The sequence below is a fragment of the Actinophytocola sediminis genome, from assembly GCF_054779715.1.
This window is the reverse complement of sequence record NZ_BAAGXS010000025.1, coordinates 123,244-141,694: the sequence shown is the minus strand read 5'-3', so window position 1 is coordinate 141,694 and position 18,451 is coordinate 123,244. Positions and strand designations below refer to the sequence as shown.

Sequence of the window (18,451 nt, the reverse complement as noted above, 5' to 3'; positions counted from 1 at the left end):
CCGGCCGGCGCCCGCAGCGTCCCCGCCGCCGCCACCGTCCCGGTCGCCGCCCGCTCCCTGCTGGTCCTGCAGCGCACCGGAGCACCGGCATGACCGCACCGACGTCCACCTACCGGGTCCAGGTCCGGCCGGCGTTCGACCTCACCGCCACCGCCGAGCTGGTGAGCTACCTCGACCGCCTCGGCGCCGGCGCGGTCTACACCTCCCCGCTGCTGGCCGCCGCGCCCGGCTCGACCCACGGCTACGACGTGGTCGACCCCACGCGGACCAACCCCGAGCTCGGCGGCGAGCGCGCGCGGCGCACGCTCGTGGCCGCCACCCGCGAGCACGGGCTCGGGCTGGTCGTCGACCTGGTGCCCAACCACATGTCGGTCGCGGTGCCCTCGGCCAACCCGTGGTGGTGGGACGTGCTCACCCACGGCCGCGCGTCCCGCTACGCGTCCTACTTCGACATCGACTGGTCGCGCGGCCCGATCCTGCTGCCGGTCGGCGGCGACGACGGTGCCATCGAGCTGCGCGATGGCCGGCTCGCCTACCACGACCACGAGTTCCCCATCGCCCCCGGCACCGAGGGCGGCACCCCGCAGGAGGTGCACGAGCGCCAGCACTACCGGCTGATCCACTGGCGCCGGGGCAACGCCGAGCTGACCTACCGGCGGTTCTTCGACATCACCACGCTCGCGGCCGTGCGGGTCGAGGACCAGGAGGTCTTCGACGCCACCCACGCCGAGGTGCTGCGCTGGGTGCGGGCGGGCGAGGTCGACGGCCTGCGCGTCGACCACCCGGACGGCCTTGCCGACCCCGGCGGCTACCTGCGCCGGCTGCGGGCGCACACCGACTGCTGGCTGGTGGTGGAGAAGATCCTCGCGCCGGACGAGGAGCTACCGGCGTCCTGGCCGGTCGACGGCACCACCGGCTACGACGCGCTGCGCCAGCTCGGTGGCGTGTTCGTCGACCCGGCCGGGCGCGAGCCGCTCACCGAACTGGCCACCACGCCGGAGTTCGCCGCCGAACAGGAGCGCTCCCGCCGGCTGATCACCGAGCGCTACCTGGTCGCCGAGATCCGCCGGATCGCCGCGCTGGCACCGTGGCTGCCGGCCTGGGCGGTCGCCGAGGTGCTGATCGCCTTCCCCGCCTACCGCTCGTACCTGCCGGAAGGCCTGGCCGGCTGGCGCACCGCGATCGACCGCGTGAAGCGCCGCCGCCCCCGGTTCGCCGAGGTCCTCGACCGGCTCGACGAGGCGGTGCGCGCCGACCCGCACGGCGAGCTGGCCACCCGCATCCAGCAGACCTCCGGCATGGTCGTGGCCAAGGGCGACGAGGACACCGCGTCCTACCGCTACCCCCGGCTGACCGCGCTCAACGAGGTCGGCGGCGACCCGCACCGCTTCGGCGTCAGCCCCGCCGAGTTCCACGCGGCCGCCGCCGCCCGCGCCGCCGGCCGGCCGACCGGCATGACCACCCTGTCCACACACGACACCAAACGCGCGGAGGACGTCCGCGCCCGGCTCGCGGTGCTGGCCGAGGTGCCCGCCGAGTTCGCCGCCGCCGTCCGCCGCTGGTCATCGGCGCACGGCCTCGCCGAGCCGACCCTGGACCTGCTGGCCTGGCAGACCCTGGTCGGCGCGTGGCCGATCACCGCCGACCGGCTGGCCGCCTACCTGGACAAGGCCGCCAAGGAGGCCAAGCTGCGCACCAGCTGGCTCGACCACGACGAGGCGTTCGAGGCCGCCGTGCGCGCCTGGCCGGACGCGGTGCTGGCCGACGCCGACCTGCGCGCGGACGTCGAGGCGTTCGTCGACCGGATCGCCGGCCCCGGCTGGTCCAACGCGCTTGGCCAGAAGCTGCTGCACCTGGCCGGGCCGGGTGTGCCGGACGTCTACCAGGGCACCGAGCTGTTCGACCTGTCCCTGGTCGATCCGGACAACCGCCGCCCGGTCGACTTCGCCGCCCGCGAACGGCTGCTCACCCGGCTGGAGACCGGCTGGCTCCCGGACGTCGACGCCACCGGCGCGGCCAAGCTGCACGTCGTGCGCACCACCCTGCGCCTGCGGCGGGCCCACCCGGAGCTGTTCACCGGCTACCGCCCGCTGCCCGCCGACGGCCCGGCCGCCGACCACGCGCTGGCCTTCGCCCGCGCGGGCGTGGTGGCCGTCGCCACCCGGCTCCCGGTGGCCCTGGCCCGCGTCGGCTGGCAGGACACGGTGCTCGCGCTACCTCCCGGCCGCTGGACCGACCGGCTCACCGGCCGCGACGTCCCGCCGGCCGCGCCGCTGGCCGAGCTGCTCGACCGCTACCCCGTCGCCCTGCTGGTCCGGGAGCCGTGATGACCGACGAACACTTCCAGGTGTGGGCCCCCCACCGCGACCGGGTGCGCCTGGCCATCGGCCCGACCACCCACGACATGACCATGGACGAGCGCGGCTGGTGGCACGCCGATGTCCCGGGCACCGGCGAGGACACTGGCGACGACACTGGCGATGGCACCGACTACGCCTACCTGCTCGACGACGACCAGACCCCGCTGCCCGACCCGCGGTCGCGCTGGCAGCCGGCCGGGGTGCACGGCCCGTCGCGCCGCTACGACCACGGCGGCCACCCCTGGCACGACCAGGACTGGGCCGGCCGCGCGCTGGCCGGGTCGGTGATCTACGAGCTGCACATCGGCACGTTCACCGAACAGGGCACCTTCAACGCCGCGCTCGACCGCCTCGACCACCTGGTCGACCTCGGCGTCGACCTGGTCGAGGTACTCCCGGTCAACGCGTTCGACGGCACCGCTGGCTGGGGCTACGACGGCGTGGCGTGGGGCGCGGTCCACGAGCCCTACGGCGGCCCGGCGGCGTTCAAACGGTTCGTCGACGCCTGCCACGTCCGGGGGATGGGCGTGCTGCTGGACGTCGTCTACAACCACCTCGGCCCGTCCGGGGCCTACCTCGACCGCTTCGGCCCGTACTTCGCCGGCCGCACCATCTGGGGCCCGGCGCTGAACCTCGACGGCCCCGACTCCGACGAGGTCCGCCGCTACGTCATCGACAACGCGCTGAGCTGGCTGCGCGACTTCCACCTCGACGGCCTGCGGCTGGACGCCGTGCACGCCCTGGTCGACCGGGGCGCCACCCACCTGCTGGCGGAGCTGGCGGCCGAGGTCGACGCGCTGTCGGCGGGCCTGCGCCGGCCGCTGCACCTGATCGCCGAGTCCGACCTGAACGACCCGAAGCTGGTCACCTCGCGGGAGGCCGGCGGCTACGGCCTCGCCGCCCAGTGGTGCGACGACCTGCACCACGCGCTGCACGTGGCGCTCACCGGCGAAACCGACGGCTACTACCGGGACTTCGGCCAGCCGGGCGCGCTGGCGACCACGCTGCGCCGCGCGTTCTTCCACGCCGGCACGTGGTCGTCGTTCCGCGGCCGGACCCACGGCCGGCCGATCGACCCGATCCACCACGCCGGCCACCGCTTCCTGTGCTACCTGCAGAACCACGACCAGATCGGCAACCGGGCCAGGGGCGACCGGCTGACCGCGACGATCTCCCCGGCCAGGATGCTGTGCGGCGCCGCGATCGTGTTCTGCTCGCCGTACACGCCGATGCTGTTCATGGGCGAGGAGTGGGCGGCCAGCTCGCCGTGGCAGTTCTTCGCCTCGTTCGCCGACCAGGAGCTGGCGGCCGCGGTGCGCGACGGCAGGCGCCGCGAGTTCGCCGAACACGGCTGGGGCGAGTCCGAGGTGCCCGACCCCCTGGACGTGCGCACCGTGGTCAGCTCCACCCTGCCGTGGGCCGAGCTGCACGATCCCGCCCACCGAACGGTGTACGAGACCTACCGGGCGCTGATCGCGCTGCGCCGCGCGCACCCGGAGCTGGCCGACCCCCGGCTGGACCGCTTCCACGTCGAGACCTACGAGTCCTGCCTGATCCTGCGCCGAGGCCCCCGCTGCCTGATGGTCAACCTGGGCACGGACGAGTCGAAGATCCTCGTCGACCTCCGGCCGCCCACCCCGCTACTGACCGTGGGCGAGGTCGAGGTGACCAGCGGCCACGTGACCCTGCCCGGCGACTCGTTCGCGGTGTTCTGATGACCGTGCCAGCATGGACGCATGGACGACAAACAGCTTTCCGCCAGAATCGGCGCGCTCATCAAGGAGGAACACAGCCTGGAACGCGAACCCGAACCGGACACGACCCGACTGCGCGCACTGGCCGTCGAGCTCGACCAGTGCTGGGATCTGCTGCGCCAACGCCGCGCCCGCCGCTCGGCCGGCGAAGATCCGGACGACGCCAAGACCCGGCCCGGCGACGTCGTCGAGGGTTACCTACAGTAGCTACTCGGGCGGCAACGCGGGCGCCGCCGCCGCGCGCACGGTGGCCATCACCGGCACCGCCAGCAACGCACCGACCACCCCCGCCAACTCGGCGCCGACCGACACCCCGATGATCACCGCGACGGGGTGCAGGCTCACGGAGTGGCTCATCAGCAGCGGTTCGAGCAGGTTGCCTTCCAGCTGCTGCACCAGTACCACGATCCCCACCACGACCAACGCGATCACCGGCCCCTGCGTGACCAGCGCGACGAGTACGGCCACCAGCCCGGAGACGAACGCGCCGATCAGCGGCACGAACGCGCCGAGGAACACCAGCCCGGCCAGCGGCAGCACCAGCGGCACGCCGGTGATCCACAACCCGAGCCCGATGCCCACCGCGTCGATCGAGGCGACCACCAGCGTGGTGCGCACGAACGAGGTCAGGTCCCGGAACGCGCGGTCACCGGCGGTGGCGATCCGCTCCCGGGTGCCGGGAGGGCACGGCCGCAGCAGCCCCCGCCACAGCCGCTCGCCGTCATAGACGAAGAAGATCAGCAGGAACAGCGCCAACACCAGCCCGGCGAGCACGGTGCCGGCGGTGGAGACCACACCCCAGACCCCGGACATGAGGTTCGACCGGTTCTCCGAGACCCAGTTCTGTGCGTCGCCGAGCATCCGGTCGAGTTGCTGCCCGCTGACGCCGAAGCCGGCCAACCAGCCGCGCAACTGGTCATAGCTCTCGGTCAGCCGCCGCTGGAGATCGGGCAGCCCGGCGACGACCGAGCCGACCATGAAGGTCACCAGCCCGCCGACACACGCCAACCCGGCGAGCAGCACGATCACCGTGGCCAACGCGCGATGCATGCCCCGCCCCACGAGAAACCGCACCCCGGGCACGAACAGGGCGGCGAGCAGGATCGCGATGGCCACCGAGACGGTCACGAACGCGAGCCGCCCCAACACCTGCCCGGCAACCCACACCGCCAGCACGATGACCACCAACTGCGCCCCGCGAACCGCGAGCCGCCCCAACGAGTCGGCCCGCCACCCCGCCCCCGGTGTTCCGGAGACAGCGCCTGGTTCCGATTCCGACGAGCCCACCGCCGTCTCCCGTTTCGCTCAGGCCCTCACCGGACCGACCATCCGACCACTGCCAAATATCGACCCTCAGCCGGATACCCGCGAGTTCAGCCGCCGCCGGCCCGAAACAGGTCACCGACGGTGACCGCCCCGGCGACGCCACAGCTTCGGCGGCATCACGGAAACCGTTGCCCGACAAGGAAAAGGTGGCTCAGGTGATCGGGGGCAGCACGGCCCGAGCCTCGTCGTGGCGCATGCCGGTGGCCTGCAACAGATCCACCGCGACCGAACGCGTCTGCGCGGCCACGACCTGCGCGGAGAACCCGCCACCGACCAGGCTCTCGACCTCGATCGACGAGACCGCCTCGCCGATCTTCTGCCGCACCTCGCCCCGGCTGGCCCACAGCCGCTCGGCGAACTCCCCGGCGGCCTCGGCGAGGCCGCGCAGCGCGACGGGGATCACCGGCGGCACCGGCTCCCCGTCGGCGAGCGCGGATCTGGTGCGCCGCAACAGGACCCGGATGTTGCGCAGCGCGCTGTCCAGTGGCTCGGCCGCGCTGATGTAGGCGCGCAACGGCTGGCGCTGCCGCCAGTGCACCGGCGCGATGGCGAGGATGTCCCGCGCGGTGCGCAGCGCGTCCCGGTAGTCGTCGATGGCCTGCTGGGACTGGATCCTGCGCAGTGCCCGCACGGCGAGGTCCGGGTCACGGGTGTCGATCGCGTCGGCGGCGCTGGTCAGCGCGCCGGCCACCGCCATGATCATCTGACGGGCGTGCCGCCGAGCCACCTTCGGCGGATTACCGGGCAGCAGCGCGACCGCGGCGAGCCCGAGCAGCCCGCCGATCAGCGCGTCGACCATCCGGTCGAGCCCACCGGTGGTCCCCGGCGGCACCAGGGCGGCGACCAGCACGGCGGAGGCACCGGCCTGCACGGTGATCAGCGGTCCGCCGTCGAGCGCCACCGCGACGGTCATCGCGAGGGTGACCACCAGCGCGATCTGCCACGGCCCGGTGCCGATGGAATAGACGAGCAGGTCACCGATGCCGATCCCGAGGCTCACCCCGACGATCAGCTCGGCCACCCGCCGCAGCCGCCGCTGCCCGAGCCCGACCCCGATGGAGATGATCACCGCGATCGGCGCGAAGAACGGCCGGGGGTGGTCGAAGACGTTGGTGGCCACCAGCCAGGCGACCCCGGCCGCGATCCCGCACTGGAGGATGGGCAGCGCCATGTAGCGCAGCGCGCGCACCCGACGCCGCGCGGCGGACCGAAGCCTGGCCTTGCTCACCACCCGCACGAACTCCGAGGCTAGTCCAGCCACGCACCGACCTCAGCGCGCCGCGCACACCACACCACGGTTGGTAGCCGAGCGTGTTGACGGTGAACCATGGCCCACCAACCGACACCGGCCACCACGGCAGGGAGCACCCAAACCCACGAACGGGTTTATCGGCTGATGCGGTGGGTAAGCAACGAGTGAGCCGAACTCCTGGCCCGGCGCGGGTGTGGGCGGCCGGGGTCGGCGATTGGCCATACCTGTGAGGTAGCAGATGCGTTACGACCCCGACCGGACCCGGCTCAACCCCTATCCCGCCGCCGAGCCAGCCGACCCGGCGGTGGTCGATCCCGCCATCTCGCGGCGGCCGGAGCCGGCGCCGGTCCCGCAGACTCCGCACACCCCGCAGACTCCGCCGGTCGCCGGGCCGGGGGCCTACGAGGGCGAGTACGTCGAGGAAGGTGTGACCAACCCGGACTACCGGCGGATCCGCACCGTGAACATCGTCTGCACGCTGATCAACGTGGTCACCGTGCTGTTCGCGATCGTGCTCGCGGTGCATATCGTGCTGGTGCTCGGCTCGGCCAACATGGGCAACAGCTTCGCCTCCTTTGTGGATGGTTGGGCCTCCGGCATCACGTTGGGGCTCAACGGTTTGTTCACCCCGGACAACGCCAAGCTGGCCACTCTGCTGAACGAGGGGCTCGCCGCCCTGCTGTGGCTGGCCATCGGCGCCCTGCTCACCTACCTGATCCGCCGGTTCGCGCTGCCCGGCCCCGGCCGGGTGCAGCGCTACCGCCGCGTGGTCAGGTAACCGACCGGGGACTCGGCGGCCGGACCCCCGGACCGGCCGCCGAGCTTCATGAGTCGGCAGGCTCGTCCTGCTCCGGGGCCACCAGCGGCCGCAGGACCGCCCACAGCGCGAACGCCGCCGAACCGACGAGCATCCCGATGCCCGCCCACAGGTTGATGTTCACCCCGGCGGAGCGCTCGATCTCCTCGTCCGGGGTGAAGCCGATGCCCAGCACGGTGAGCACCACCCCATACACCCCGACCAACAGGGCGATGACCAGCCGAATGTCGAACGCGGCGACGCGGCTGGTTCGTTTCGCGGTCATCGGTCCTCCTAGAAGATGATGTTGAGCACGATCGTGATGACCAGCACGATGCCGGCGAGCAGCCCCGGGTTGCGGTACCACCCGGCGTCCTCACCGGTGGTCGAGCGCTGGCGGGACTCCTTGGGCGTGAGCGACCACACCAGGCCGGTCAACTGTTCGGCCGGCTTGGGCGCGGTGACGAAGGTGACCACCACGCTCACCAGGATGTCGACCACGAACGCCGCGCCGGCGCCGACGAACGCGCCACCCTGGCCGGGCAGCACCCAGACGCCGGACTCGGTCAGGATGAACACGAAGATCGCCGACGCGGTGCCGGCGACCAGGCCGATCCAGCCCGCGGCCGGCGACATCCGGCGCCAGAACATGCCGAGGATGAACGTCGCGAACAGCGGCGCGTTGAAGAACGAGAACAGCTGCTGCAGATAGTCCATCAGGTTGGCGTAGGTGGAGGCGATGAACGCGGTGCCGATGGCGAGCACCGTGGCGAACACCGTGACCACCCGGCCGACCCGCAGGTAGTAGTCGTCGGGCCGGTCCTTGCGCAGGTAGGCCTGCCAGATGTCATAGGTGAACACGGTGTTGAACGAGCTGAGGTTCGCCGCCATGCCGGCCATGAACGAGGCGAGCAACCCGGCGATGGCGACGCCGAGCATGCCGTTGGGCAGCAGGTCCCGCATCAGCAGCAGCAACGCGTTGTTGAACGTGGCGCCGCTCGGCGCGTCCTCGCCGGCCAGCAGCGCCGTCTTGTTCGCGCCCTGCAACTCGGTGACCGCCACCCCGGCGACCATGCCCGGGATGATCACGATGAACGGGATCAGCAGCTTCGGGAACGCGCCGATGATCGGCGTGCGCTGGGCCGCGGACATGCTCTTGGCCGCCAGCGCGCGCTGGACCTCGACGAAGTTCGTCGTCCAGTAGCCGAACGAGAGCACGAAGCCAAGCCCGAACACCAGGCCGAGGATCGACAGGAAGTTGTCCTCGAACCCGGTGAGCTGGTTGCCCGGCCAACTGCTCACCTGCTCCGGCCCACCCGGCCCGGCGCTCACCTTGTCCATCAGCCCCTGCCAGCCGCCGACCTTGTACAGCCCGACGATGGTCAGCGGCAACAGCGCGGCCACGATCACCACGAACTGCAGCACCTCGTTGTAGATCGCCGCGGACAGCCCACCGAGCGCGGTGTAGCTGAGCACGATCGCCGCGGCGACGACCACCGAGACCCACAGCGGCCAGCCCAGCAGCAGGTTGACCACGTTCGCCAGCAGGAACAGGTTCGCTCCCGCGATCAGCACCTGCGCGGTGGCGAAGCTGATCCCGTTGACCAGGTGCGCCGGCTTGCCGAAGCGGCGCAACATGTACTCCGGGACGCTGCGGACCTTCGAGCCGTAGTAGAACGGCATCATCACGATGCCGAGGAACAGCATCGCCGGCACCGCGCCGATCCAGAAGTAGTGCGCGGTCGGCATGCCGTACTCGGCGCCGTTGGCCGACATCCCCATGACCTCGATGGCGCCGAGGTTCGCGGAGATGAACGCGAGCCCGGTGACCCACGCGGGCAGCGATCGCCCGGACAGGAAGAAGTCCAGACTGTTCGACACCCCACGCCGGGCCATATACCCGATGCCCAGGACAAGCAGGAAGTACACCGCCAGCAACACGTAGTCGATCACGCTGGCGTCCAGCCGCAGGTCTGCTTGGGCCAGGACGGTCACCACGGCACCTCCTCGAGTCGACCCATCGCTCCCGAGCCAACACCAGAACGCCGCCGGTCGCTTGGCGAGCGACCATCCACATCGGACCCAAGGCCGATATTCAGTTGTGCGTAAGCCTCCTGTCGTCAGTCGGGCAGAACCGGCACCGAGATGCCGGGGTCGCGACCGAGCAGTGCCGCTCTGGTCACCGCGGCCGTGCCGAACCGGTCGCGGACATGGTCCAGCGCGGTGTCCAGCGTGCCGGCCGGACTGCCGTCGAACGGCAGGGCCAGCTGGATCGCGTTGTCCCGGTCCAAGTTGGACAGTGCGACCCCGATCAGCGTGATCCCCCGTTCGTCGATGGTCGGCATGGCCTCGCGCAGCAACCTCAGCGCGGTGTCGAGCACGAGTTGGGTGTCGTCGGTGGACTGGAGCAGCGTGCGCGAGCGCGTCACCCGCGCGAAGTCGGCGAAGCGCAGCCGCAGCACCACGGTCCGACAGACCCGCCGCGCGGCGCGCAGCCGGCGGGTCGTCCGGTCGACCAGCGCGGCCAGCGACACCTCCAGGTCGTGTCCGGTCCTGGTCGAGCGGCCGAGCGCGCGCTGCGCGCCGATCGACCGGCGACGCTGGCCGACCCGGACCCGGCGCGGATCCTGGTTGTGCGCCAACGCGTGCAGGTGTCGGCCGGCGGCCCGGCCGAGCATGCCGACCAGCGTCGACTCCGGCAACGCCGCGACCTGCCCGACCGTCCGCACGCCGCGCGCTTGCAGCTTCGCCGAGGTCACCTGGCCGACGCCCCACAGCCGCGCCACCGGCAGCGGGTGCAGGAAGTCGAGCTCACCGTCGGGAGGTACCACGAGCAGGCCGTCCGGCTTGGCCACCCCACTGGCGACCTTGGCCAGGAACTTGGTCCTGGCCACGCCGACGGTGATGGGCAGGCCGACCCGCTCGAGCACCTCCCCGCGTAATCGCCGTGCGATCGCCGTCGGCGTGCCCGCGATCCGGTGTAAGCCGCCGACCTCGAGAAACGCCTCGTCGATGGAGACCGGCTCGACCAGCGGGGTGGTGTCGCGGAACACCTCGAACACCGCCTTGCTGGCCGCGCTGTAGGCCGACATCCTCGGCGCCACCACGATCGCGTGCGGGCACAGGCGTAACGCGCGCCCACCACCCATCGCGGTGCGCACGCCGTGGAACTTCGCCTCATAGCTCGCCGCCAGCACGACGCCGCCGCCGACGATCACCGGCCGCCCGCGCAGGCGGGGGTCGTCACGTTGCTCGACGGCGGCGTAGAACGCGTCCAGGTCGGCGTGCAGAATGGTTGCTCCGGTCACGAACATATGTTCGCATCGAGCACCGACAACCGCCACTCGGCGCTGGTGAGAGCGCTAGGCCAGCGTGACGGTGACCAACCACGCCGGGTGGTCGGTGGTGCCGGACATGCTGATCGTCCGACCGCTCACGAAGGTCAGGTTGTTCGTGGCGAACACGTGCTGCACGGACCCGTCACCCTTGCGGTAGAAGCCGCTCGGGTTGCAGTCCTGGACGTTCGGGCTGCCCTGGTAGCGCAGGTTCATGTCCCCGGACACCACGACCGGCGCCGTGGCCGCGTAGCCGACCGCGGTGGTCATCAGCTCACGGCACTGCGCGAGCGCCGTCGAGCCGCTGCGGGCGGACAGGTGGGTGGTGCACGCGCTCAGCGCACCGGCCGGGAGGCACGCCCAGACCCGCATCTCGTTGCTGGTGTCCTGCGCGGTGTACCGGCCGGTGACCGCCGCGCCACCGGCCAGCGACGAGGCGACCAGCACGAAGTTGCCGTACTGCTGGCCATTGGCGCAGAGCACCGGGGTGCCGTTCGGGCGCTGGGCGGCCACGAACACCGACCGCGCCTCTCCCATCGCCGCGCGCAACGGCTCGACGTCGCCGGCGCAGGCCTCGTTGACCGACACCACCTTGGGCCGCACCGAGGCGATCACCGAGACCGCCCTGACCACCACGGCGTCGCCGGAGAAGCAGTCGGCGGCCCCGCTGTGACAGAGGTTGAGCTGCAGTACCGGCACGGTCGTCGCGGCGGCTGCCTGGCCGGCCTGGCCGGCGCCACCGAGCATGGCCAACGACAGCACGACGAGTAACCGGGTCAGAGTGCGCACGCGATGAGACAAGCAGGTGTGCCGGGCTGTGGCAAGATCTCCTTACCACCGATGAGGGGCAGTCGTGCCGGTATCCATCGAGGCGGCCAGGCAGTTGCTGGCCGCGCAGCCGTTCAGCGTGCTCGTCGGCGCGCGGCTCACCGAGCTCACCGACGGCGCGGCGACCGTCGAGCTCGACATCCGCGACGAGCTCACCCAGCACGACGGCCTGGTGCACTGCGGCGTGCTGGCCTACGCGGCGGACACCGCGCTGATCTTCGCCGGCGGCAGCGTGCTCGGGCCGGGCGCGCTCACCGGCGGGGTGACCATCAGCTACCTGCGGCCGGCCAGCGGCGCCACGCTGCGCGCGCACGCCAGGGTCACCAGCACCGACGACCGGCGGGTCGACTGCCGTGCCGAGCTGCGCACCGCCGGCCCGGCCGGGGAGACGGTGGTGGCGACCGCCACCGGCACGATCGCCCTGCCCCGGCCGAGATGACCGGCCGGCCACGCCGCCCCAACCCGTTGTTGTGGCTCTACTACCAGTTCGGCGGCCGGCTGCCGGCCGGCTACCGCGACTGGGTGCTGCACGACGCCACCAGCCGAACCTGGCTGGTGCGCGCGCTGGTGCGGGTGTTGGTGCAGCTGGCGCCGATCTTCGCGGTGCTGTTGGTGGTGCTCGCGGGGGTCGGCGGGTCGTGGCCGATCGCGCTGGGCTCGATCCTGCTCGGGGTGTTGGTCAGCCTGCGGTTCGCGTTGGCCAACGCGATGGAGAGCGTGGACGCCCGGCTTGCCAAGTACGGCTTTCCGCCAGGACACGCGTCCGCGCTGCGCCGTCTGGCCGACGCGGCGGCACACGCCGACGAGGCCAAGCGATACCAGGCCAAGTGGCGCCCGGCGGAGAATCCACCTGAACGAGATCTCCGTTAGGCCATTCTCGTGTAATTGACCCGGCTCTCACCACCGGTGGCGACAATTTGTTCAGCCGGCCCGGGGAAAGACATCAACGGGTTAACTCAGCTAGCGTCATGGTTGGTTTCGCGGAGCGCGGAACATGCTGGCACAAGAGGGAGGTGCAGCTGATCATCCGTTGGCTGGGCATCGGAATCCCGGACTGTCGCGACCGGTGGTATCGCTACCGGCGCGGGTCGGGTTATTCGCTGCGAATGGGCGCCCGGATCCCCGCCCCCCGATCGGCCCGGGCGCCCCCAGTCATTTCTGGGCGGGATTTCCTGACCTGCCGAAAATACCAGCCAGGCCGACCGTTCGGCAATCGCTCATGCCCCACCGTCGGCACCGAACCAGCCGGCGGCGTCCAGGCGCATGAGACCGGCCGGCACGACCCGGCGCAGCCCGGTCTCCAGGTCGCGGACCCGCCGCGCGCCGAGCGTGCGCACCCACTCCGCCCGCAGCTCGTCGAAGATCGCCGCGGACCGGGCGAGCAGCTCGACACCGTGCGGGGTCAGGCGGATGAGCTTGCGGCGCGCGTCGGCCTCGTCCTCGACCCGCTCGACGTAGCCGAGCCGCTCCAGCCGGTCGACGGTCTTGCCAGCGGCCTGTTTGGACACCCCGAGCCGCCTGCCCAGTTCGCTCGCCGTCGCCCCGTCCCGGCCGATGGCCTGCATGGCGAACCCGTGCGCCGGCCTGGCGTCCGGATGTCCCTGCCTGGCCAGTTCGGCGTGCAGTTGGTCGATGAGCGCGCGGAAGCCGGCGAACAGGAGCAGTGGCAGCTCGTACCCTTGCCCGATTTCGTCAACCTGGTTTACTGTATCGTCAACCACGTTGTCCAACCTATCGGGAGTTGCCCATGTTCGTCGACCACACCGTCGAGTCCGCGCCGCCGGCCGCCCGCCGGGCCATGGCCGCCACCGCCGACCGCCTGGGCTACCTGCCGGCGCCGGTCGCCAGGATGGCCGAGTCGCCACCCCTGCTCGACGGCTTCCTGAAGCTGAGCGCCATGTTCGAGACCAGCACGCTCGACCAGCTCGCCCGCGAGACGGTGATCATGACCGTCGCCGTGCGCAACGGGTGCGCGGTCTGTGTCGCCATGCACACCGCGACACTCACCCGGCTCGGCGCGGATCCCGGGCTGATCGCCGCGTTACGGGCGGGCACGCCGGTGCCGGACCCGCGGCTCGCTGCCGTCCAGGAGTTCACTGTGGACGTTCTGGAGTCGGCGGGCGCGGTCGGCGAGCAGCGGCTGTCGACCTTCCTGGCCAACGGTTTCACCAGGCGGCAGGCGTTGGAGGTGGTCCTGGGGATCGGCGCCTACACACTGTCCACTGTGGCCAATCGGTTGACCGGCGCGCCGCTGGACGAGCAGTTGGCCGCGTTCAGGTGAGCGCGCGCCAGGTGAACAGGACCATCGGGTACTCGTCGACCTCGAACTTGGTCTCCTCCCGCCAGCCGTCCTGGCGGTAGAGGCGGGCGGCCGGCGCGTCGGGGTGGGTGCACAGCCAGGCCGCCGGCCAGCCGTTGACGAACCTGGTCAGCAGGCCGCGGCCGATGCCGTGGCGCTGGTGGGCCGGGTCGACCATCAGCTCGGCGACGATCAGCGCCGGGGCGACGAGCCGGCCGGCCACCTCGGCGGTGACCGCGGCGGCCAGGGCGTCGTCGAAGGGGGAGCCGGTGGCCAGTCGCGGCCCGGCTGGCCAGCCGTAGACCGCGCCGACCAGGTGGCCGCCGGCCACGGCGACCAGGCCGGTGAAGCCGGCGCGGCCGAGGTGTGCGGTGAGGCGGCCGGGGAAACCGGCGAGGCGTTCGGCCGACTCCCGCCACGGTGGCTCGGTGAAGCAGCGCCGGTACAGCGTCTCCAGCTGGGTGGCATGCCGGCCGAGCTGGATCGCGTCGATGCGACGTACCGCGATGCCTCTGTGCACAACCCGCAGGTTATCCCCGACTGACGATCAACGGTCGCCGCCCTTGTGGTCATCCCGATCGTCGTCCCAGTCATCGTCGCGGTCGTCATCCCGGTCGTCGTCGCGGTCGTCGTCGCGGTCATCCTGTTCCACCCTGGTGATCCCACCGGTCTTGGCGTCGACGCGGATGTCGTAGGTGATGTTGTCCTTGGAGATCTCGACCTTCCATTCCAGGCGGCCGTGTTCCTCCTCGCGCTCCACCTCGTGGACCTGGCCGCCGCCGAGCCGCTGCTGGACCACCCGCACCGCGTCGTCCGGGGTCAGGCCGGCGGCGGTCGACGATGCCGGGGACTGCGTTGACGACGAAGGAGAAGCCGCCGACGACGAAGCAGGAGACGACTCAGGAGACGACGCTGAGGACGACTCGGACGCGGTGGCCGTGACCGAGTTACTGGTCTGCTGGGCGGCCACGCCGACGACCGGGCTGTCGGTCCGGTCGTTGGCGGCCAACGCGATCGCGCTGCCCGCGGAGACGATCAGCGCTCCCGCGGCGGCGGCCACGACGATGGTCCTGCGGTTCATGGTGGGTCCTTTCTGGCTGGGTTCCGGTTCCCCACCACAGTCGCGCGCCCCGGCCTAGCGGCGCGCTGCCCGACGGTTAACGCGACCCTAAGAACGTGACGGCCACGCTCAGCCCACCTCGGGGCCCCGGCGAGAGCACCACCGAGCCGCCGGTGCGTTCGGCCGCCCTGCGCACGATGTCCAGCCCGAGCCCGCTCGACCCCGAGCCGCTCACCCCGCGCCGCAGCACGGGTTCGGCCGGCAGCCCCGGTCCGGCGTCGGCCACCACCAACTGGGCGCCGCCGGGCACCGCGACCAGCCGCACGGCGAACGCGGTGCCGTTCGGCGTGTGCGCGAACACGTTGCCCAGCAAGGCGTCCACGCACGCCTCCAGGTCGGCCCGGCCGAGCGCCACCGGCAGCGGGCCTGGCCGCACGTCCACGGTCAGCGCGCGTTCGGTGTCCTCGGCGAGCACCGCCCAGAACGCCACCCTGGCCGCCACCACCTCGGCCGCGTCGGTGACCGTGCCCTCCGGCGTGCCGCCGCGCCTGCGGGCCTGGTGGATCACGTCGGTCACCGCGCGGTGCACCGCCTCGACCCCGGCCACGATCCGCTCACTGTCCCTTTCGGACAGCGACTCGGCCTCCATACGCAGTGAGGTCAGCGGGGTCCGCACCCGGTGCGACAGGTCCGCGATCGTCTCCCGCTCCTCGCGCAGCGCCTCGTCGATCCGGCCGGCCAGCCCGTTGAGCGCGCCGGCGACCACGCCGAGCTCCCCGGGCGCCGACTCGTCGGCCCGCGCGGCCAGCTCCCCCCGGCCGAGCCGGTGGGACACCGCCGCGAGGTCCACAGTGGACCGAACGAACGCGCGAGCCAGCCAGTCGGCCACCATCAGCGACACCACCAGCAACAACAGCCCGAGCCCGCCGAGCAGCAGCCACGCCCGGCCGACACCTCGGCTCAGCTCGGCATCCGGGACGAACGTGCGGATCACCGCCGTGGCCGCCCCCGGCCGCTGCACGGCGAACGCGATCTCCTGTCCGCCGGCCACCCGCGCCGACTCGCTGCGGCCGCTCTCGGCCAGCTCGACCAGCGGCGTGCGCTCGACCGGGACCCCGAGCCGGGCCCCGTCGAGGAACACCGTCACATCCTGTTCGGAGCGGGCGTTGACCTGCTCGACGGCCAGCTCGATCATCTGCCGTTCGGTGGCCACGACCAGCGAGGTCAGCGCCTGGGCCTGCACGGCCGCGCGCTGGATCGCCTGGTCGGCGGCCGCGTTGCGGACCAGCATCGCCAGCGGCACGAGGAACGCGACGAGCACCAGCGTGGTGGTGGCCGCCACCAGCAGCAGCACGCGACGACGCATCGGCGATCACTCCCCCGGCGCCGCGAGCCGCACGCCGACACCGCGCACCGCGTGCAGGTAGCGGGCCTGTTGCGCGGTCTCGCCGAGCTTGCGGCGCAGCCAGGACAGGTGCACGTCGACGGTCTTGTCCGCGCCGCCGTATGGCAGTTGCCAGACCTCGGTGAGCAGCTCCCGTTTGCTGACCACCTCGCCGGCGCGGGCGGCGAGGTAGTGCAGCAGGTCGAACTCGCGCGGGGTCAGCTCCAGCACCCGCTGGTCCAGCGTCGCCCGCCGGGAGCGCGGGTCGACCAGCAGACCGCCGACGGCGACGGTCTGGTCGGCCGGATCGTCCGCGCCGCGGCGCAGCACCGCGCGGATCCGGGCGTCGAGCTGCGCGACGCCGAACGGTTTGACCACGTAGTCGTCGGCGCCCGCGTCCAGCACGGCGACGATCTCGCTCTCGTCGTCGCGCGCGGTGGCCACCACGACCGGCACGTCGGACACGCCCCGCAGCATGCGCAGCATGACCTTGCCGTCGAGGTCGGGCAGCCCGAGGTCGAGCACGACGACGTCGGGCCGGTCGCTCACCGCCAGCTCCAGGCCGGCCAGCGCGGTCGGCGCGGAGACCACGGCGTGGCCGCGGTCGGTGAGCCCGCGGATGATCGACGTGCGGATGGTCGCGTCGTCCTCGACCACCAGTACCTGCGCCATGTGGTCGAACACTAAGGCACCAGCCGCCGAAACCGCGGTTGGCCAGGGCGGCCATAGGCCGGCGTTAGGGCCGCGTTAACCATCGCGGCGGGCATACTCGGGGGCGTGCGGCGCGGACGGGTCACCACCGGGGTGCTGCTGTGGCTGGTGGCCGCGGCGGCGGCGACCGCGGTCGGCATGACCGCGGTGTCGGCCATCGGCACGGACATCTTCGGCGGCGGCAGCAGCCCGCTCAGCCAGTCCGAAGTGGACGATCAGCTGCGGAGCAGGCCAGCCGAGCCGGCCGAGTCCTCACGGGTGTCGCCGCCGACCTCACCGACGACCTCGCCGCCGACGTCGGTGCCCGTGAACGGGCAGGAGGTGACCACCACGACCGCCGGTGGCACGGTGCTCTCCCAGTGTGCGCCCGGCGGGGTGCGGGTGCTGCAGGCGGTGCCGGAACAGGGTTTCCTGGTCGACTCTGACGACGAGGTCGACGATCACCCGTCGGTGAAGTTCCAGTCCGGCGACCGGGAGATCGAGGTCCGGCTGCGCTGCGTGAACGGCGCGCCGAAGGCGGAGATCGACGAGGACGACTGACCCTCAGGTCAGCCCCGCCTGCTGCTCCAGCCGGTCCAGCCGCCGCAGCAGCGGCGCGAGCGCCTGCTGGACCACCGAGGTGAGCTCGCCGGTCGTGTCCTGGTTCGCGCGCAGGTGCGCGTAGCCGACCAGCGCGGCGGCCACCGCCTGCCTGGCCTGCTTGGACTCGACTCCCAGCCCACGGAGCACCTCGCCCGCCGCGCCGTCCGGCTCGGCGACCAGACCGAGCAGCAGGTGCTCGCAGCCGACGTAGTTGTGCCCGGCCAGGAGCGCCTCGACCACGGTCAGCTCCAGGGCGTTGGCGGCGGTGCGGCTCAGCCGGGTGCCCGCACCCGGCTCGGCGACCGCGGCGTGCTGGTCGACCTCGCGCAGCACGATCGCCGGGTCGATCTCCAGGGAGCGCAGGATCTGCAGGGCGAGGTTGGCGCCCTCGGTGAGCATGCCGGCCAGCAGGTCCCCGGTGCCGATCTCGGCCGCGCCGCGCTCCCGCGCCCGGTGGATGGCGATCTTGACGGCCTGCTTGGACCGCGGCGTGAAATGGGACAGCCCGGCGGTCGGGTCGGCCTGGTTCAGGTCGCCGATCGTGATCGCGCGGATGGCGCCGACCCGTTTGATCGACTGTTCGAGGGCGCGCTGGCAGATGGCCGAGACCGGCAGGCCGGTCTCCTTGACGCTCTCGGCGAGGTCGTCCGGCAGGTACACGTTCACTTTTGGCATACCCCCATTAATACCCCCAATTGGGGTTATAAGCAATGAGCACCGTGAGAACTGCGCGACCGTCCCGCCTCCCCGGAGTCAAAAGTGTT

Annotated in this window: 20 protein-coding genes; 8 read left to right on the top strand and 12 right to left on the bottom strand. The window is 72.0% G+C overall.

Annotated features, from left to right (window positions below):
* Positions 1–89: 89 nt before the first annotated feature.
* Genes treY through ACYVIP_RS17590 form a run of 3 tightly spaced genes read left to right on the top strand, consistent with a single transcriptional unit; the run spans position 90 to position 4,321 of the window.
* On the top strand, positions 90–2,327 hold the full coding sequence (gene treY / locus ACYVIP_RS17600; RefSeq protein WP_460397494.1) for a malto-oligosyltrehalose synthase: 2,238 nt from the start codon (positions 90–92) through the stop codon (positions 2,325–2,327).
* Complete coding sequence (gene treZ, locus ACYVIP_RS17595; protein WP_460397492.1) at positions 2,327–4,075, top strand: malto-oligosyltrehalose trehalohydrolase; 1,749 nt, start codon at positions 2,327–2,329, stop codon at positions 4,073–4,075. Before treY ends, treZ begins: the two co-directional genes overlap by 1 nt.
* A gap of 21 nt (positions 4,076–4,096) precedes the next feature.
* On the top strand, positions 4,097–4,321 hold the full coding sequence (locus ACYVIP_RS17590) for a DUF2630 family protein (RefSeq protein WP_460397490.1): 225 nt from the start codon (positions 4,097–4,099) through the stop codon (positions 4,319–4,321).
* Here the strand turns inward: ACYVIP_RS17590 and ACYVIP_RS17585 are convergent, their stop codons facing one another.
* Both ACYVIP_RS17585 and ACYVIP_RS17580 read right to left on the bottom strand, forming a co-directional pair.
* Complete coding sequence (locus ACYVIP_RS17585; RefSeq protein ID WP_460397488.1) at positions 4,322–5,299, bottom strand: AI-2E family transporter; 978 nt, start codon at positions 5,297–5,299, stop codon at positions 4,322–4,324.
* Between the two features lie 292 nt (positions 5,300–5,591).
* Positions 5,592–6,701 (bottom strand): FUSC family protein, encoded by a 1,110-nt coding sequence (locus ACYVIP_RS17580; protein WP_460397486.1) that lies wholly within the window; start codon positions 6,699–6,701, stop codon positions 5,592–5,594.
* A gap of 229 nt (positions 6,702–6,930) precedes the next feature.
* Between ACYVIP_RS17580 and ACYVIP_RS17575 the strand changes: the two genes are divergently transcribed.
* Positions 6,931–7,470, top strand: coding sequence for a hypothetical protein (locus ACYVIP_RS17575; RefSeq protein WP_460397484.1), 540 nt, complete (start codon positions 6,931–6,933; stop codon positions 7,468–7,470).
* A 46-nt stretch (positions 7,471–7,516) separates the two neighbouring features.
* On the opposite strand, the gene ACYVIP_RS17570 is transcribed toward ACYVIP_RS17575, so the two are convergent.
* From ACYVIP_RS17570 to ACYVIP_RS17555, 4 genes are all read right to left on the bottom strand, one after another.
* Positions 7,517–7,774 (bottom strand): hypothetical protein, encoded by a 258-nt coding sequence (locus tag ACYVIP_RS17570; protein WP_460397482.1) that lies wholly within the window; start codon positions 7,772–7,774, stop codon positions 7,517–7,519.
* A gap of 8 nt (positions 7,775–7,782) precedes the next feature.
* Positions 7,783–9,483: a sodium:solute symporter family protein gene (locus ACYVIP_RS17565; RefSeq protein ID WP_460397506.1), complete on the bottom strand. Its 1,701-nt coding sequence runs from the start codon at positions 9,481–9,483 to the stop codon at positions 7,783–7,785.
* Positions 9,484–9,608: 125 nt separating this feature from the next.
* Positions 9,609–10,802 carry a DNA polymerase IV gene (dinB, locus tag ACYVIP_RS17560; protein ID WP_460397480.1) on the bottom strand — a complete coding sequence of 398 codons (1,194 nt, stop codon included), beginning with the start codon at positions 10,800–10,802 and terminating at the stop codon, positions 9,609–9,611.
* A gap of 48 nt (positions 10,803–10,850) precedes the next feature.
* On the bottom strand, positions 10,851–11,612 hold the full coding sequence (locus tag ACYVIP_RS17555) for an endonuclease/exonuclease/phosphatase family protein (RefSeq protein WP_460397478.1): 762 nt from the start codon (positions 11,610–11,612) through the stop codon (positions 10,851–10,853).
* Positions 11,613–11,676: 64 nt separating this feature from the next.
* On the opposite strand from ACYVIP_RS17555, the gene ACYVIP_RS17550 reads away from it, so the two are divergent.
* The gene (locus tag ACYVIP_RS17550) at positions 11,677–12,090 is read left to right on the top strand and encodes a PaaI family thioesterase (RefSeq protein WP_460397476.1); all 414 of its coding nucleotides are present in this window, start codon (positions 11,677–11,679) and stop codon (positions 12,088–12,090) included.
* Complete coding sequence (locus ACYVIP_RS17545; RefSeq protein WP_460397474.1) at positions 12,087–12,521, top strand: DUF5313 family protein; 435 nt, start codon at positions 12,087–12,089, stop codon at positions 12,519–12,521. The genes ACYVIP_RS17550 and ACYVIP_RS17545 overlap by 4 nt, the downstream gene beginning before the upstream one ends.
* A gap of 347 nt (positions 12,522–12,868) precedes the next feature.
* Here ACYVIP_RS17545 and ACYVIP_RS17540 read toward each other — a convergent pair whose 3' ends face one another.
* Positions 12,869–13,381 (bottom strand): MarR family winged helix-turn-helix transcriptional regulator, encoded by a 513-nt coding sequence (locus tag ACYVIP_RS17540; RefSeq protein ID WP_460397472.1) that lies wholly within the window; start codon positions 13,379–13,381, stop codon positions 12,869–12,871.
* 17 nt (positions 13,382–13,398) lie between these two features.
* Between ACYVIP_RS17540 and ACYVIP_RS17535 the strand changes: the two genes are divergently transcribed.
* Positions 13,399–13,932: a carboxymuconolactone decarboxylase family protein gene (locus ACYVIP_RS17535; RefSeq protein ID WP_460397470.1), complete on the top strand. Its 534-nt coding sequence runs from the start codon at positions 13,399–13,401 to the stop codon at positions 13,930–13,932.
* Here ACYVIP_RS17535 and ACYVIP_RS17530 read toward each other — a convergent pair.
* The 4 genes from ACYVIP_RS17530 to ACYVIP_RS17515 all read right to left on the bottom strand — a co-directional run bounded on the left by ACYVIP_RS17530 (position 13,925) and on the right by ACYVIP_RS17515 (position 17,066).
* Positions 13,925–14,470 (bottom strand): GNAT family N-acetyltransferase, encoded by a 546-nt coding sequence (locus tag ACYVIP_RS17530; RefSeq protein WP_460397468.1) that lies wholly within the window; start codon positions 14,468–14,470, stop codon positions 13,925–13,927. The genes ACYVIP_RS17535 and ACYVIP_RS17530 overlap by 8 nt on opposite strands.
* A gap of 27 nt (positions 14,471–14,497) precedes the next feature.
* Complete coding sequence (locus ACYVIP_RS17525; protein ID WP_460397466.1) at positions 14,498–15,031, bottom strand: PepSY domain-containing protein; 534 nt, start codon at positions 15,029–15,031, stop codon at positions 14,498–14,500.
* Between the two features lie 76 nt (positions 15,032–15,107).
* The gene (locus ACYVIP_RS17520; RefSeq protein WP_460397464.1) at positions 15,108–16,376 is read right to left on the bottom strand and encodes a sensor histidine kinase; all 1,269 of its coding nucleotides are present in this window, start codon (positions 16,374–16,376) and stop codon (positions 15,108–15,110) included.
* Between the two features lie 6 nt (positions 16,377–16,382).
* Positions 16,383–17,066 carry a response regulator transcription factor gene (locus tag ACYVIP_RS17515; RefSeq protein WP_460397462.1) on the bottom strand — a complete coding sequence of 228 codons (684 nt, stop codon included), beginning with the start codon at positions 17,064–17,066 and terminating at the stop codon, positions 16,383–16,385.
* A 105-nt stretch (positions 17,067–17,171) separates the two neighbouring features.
* On the opposite strand from ACYVIP_RS17515, the gene ACYVIP_RS17510 reads away from it, so the two are divergent.
* A complete protein-coding gene (locus tag ACYVIP_RS17510; protein ID WP_460397460.1) occupies positions 17,172–17,645 on the top strand; it encodes a hypothetical protein in 474 nt (157 codons plus the stop codon).
* A 3-nt stretch (positions 17,646–17,648) separates the two neighbouring features.
* On the opposite strand, the gene ACYVIP_RS17505 is transcribed toward ACYVIP_RS17510, so the two are convergent.
* Positions 17,649–18,362 (bottom strand): Clp protease N-terminal domain-containing protein, encoded by a 714-nt coding sequence (locus tag ACYVIP_RS17505; RefSeq protein WP_460397458.1) that lies wholly within the window; start codon positions 18,360–18,362, stop codon positions 17,649–17,651.
* Positions 18,363–18,451 lie beyond the last annotated feature (89 nt).

What these genes read in the sequence shown, in the direction of transcription:
- treY (WP_460397494.1), top strand. Translation starts at nt 90, where the DNA reads ATGACCGCACCGACGTCCACCTACCGGGTCCAGGTCCGGCCGGCGTTC.
- treZ (WP_460397492.1), top strand. Translation starts at nt 2,327, where the DNA reads ATGACCGACGAACACTTCCAGGTGTGGGCCCCCCACCGCGACCGGGTG.
- ACYVIP_RS17590 (WP_460397490.1), top strand. Translation starts at nt 4,097, where the DNA reads ATGGACGACAAACAGCTTTCCGCCAGAATCGGCGCGCTCATCAAGGAG.
- ACYVIP_RS17575 (WP_460397484.1), top strand. Translation starts at nt 6,931, where the DNA reads ATGCGTTACGACCCCGACCGGACCCGGCTCAACCCCTATCCCGCCGCC.
- ACYVIP_RS17570 (WP_460397482.1), bottom strand. Translation starts at nt 7,774, where the DNA reads ATGACCGCGAAACGAACCAGCCGCGTCGCCGCGTTCGACATTCGGCTG.
- dinB (WP_460397480.1), bottom strand. Translation starts at nt 10,802, where the DNA reads ATGTTCGTGACCGGAGCAACCATTCTGCACGCCGACCTGGACGCGTTC.
- ACYVIP_RS17545 (WP_460397474.1), top strand. Translation starts at nt 12,087, where the DNA reads ATGACCGGCCGGCCACGCCGCCCCAACCCGTTGTTGTGGCTCTACTAC.
- ACYVIP_RS17535 (WP_460397470.1), top strand. Translation starts at nt 13,399, where the DNA reads ATGTTCGTCGACCACACCGTCGAGTCCGCGCCGCCGGCCGCCCGCCGG.
- ACYVIP_RS17525 (WP_460397466.1), bottom strand. Translation starts at nt 15,031, where the DNA reads ATGAACCGCAGGACCATCGTCGTGGCCGCCGCCGCGGGAGCGCTGATC.
- ACYVIP_RS17520 (WP_460397464.1), bottom strand. Translation starts at nt 16,376, where the DNA reads ATGCGTCGTCGCGTGCTGCTGCTGGTGGCGGCCACCACCACGCTGGTG.
- ACYVIP_RS17515 (WP_460397462.1), bottom strand. Translation starts at nt 17,066, where the DNA reads ATGGCGCAGGTACTGGTGGTCGAGGACGACGCGACCATCCGCACGTCG.
- ACYVIP_RS17505 (WP_460397458.1), bottom strand. Translation starts at nt 18,362, where the DNA reads ATGCCAAAAGTGAACGTGTACCTGCCGGACGACCTCGCCGAGAGCGTC.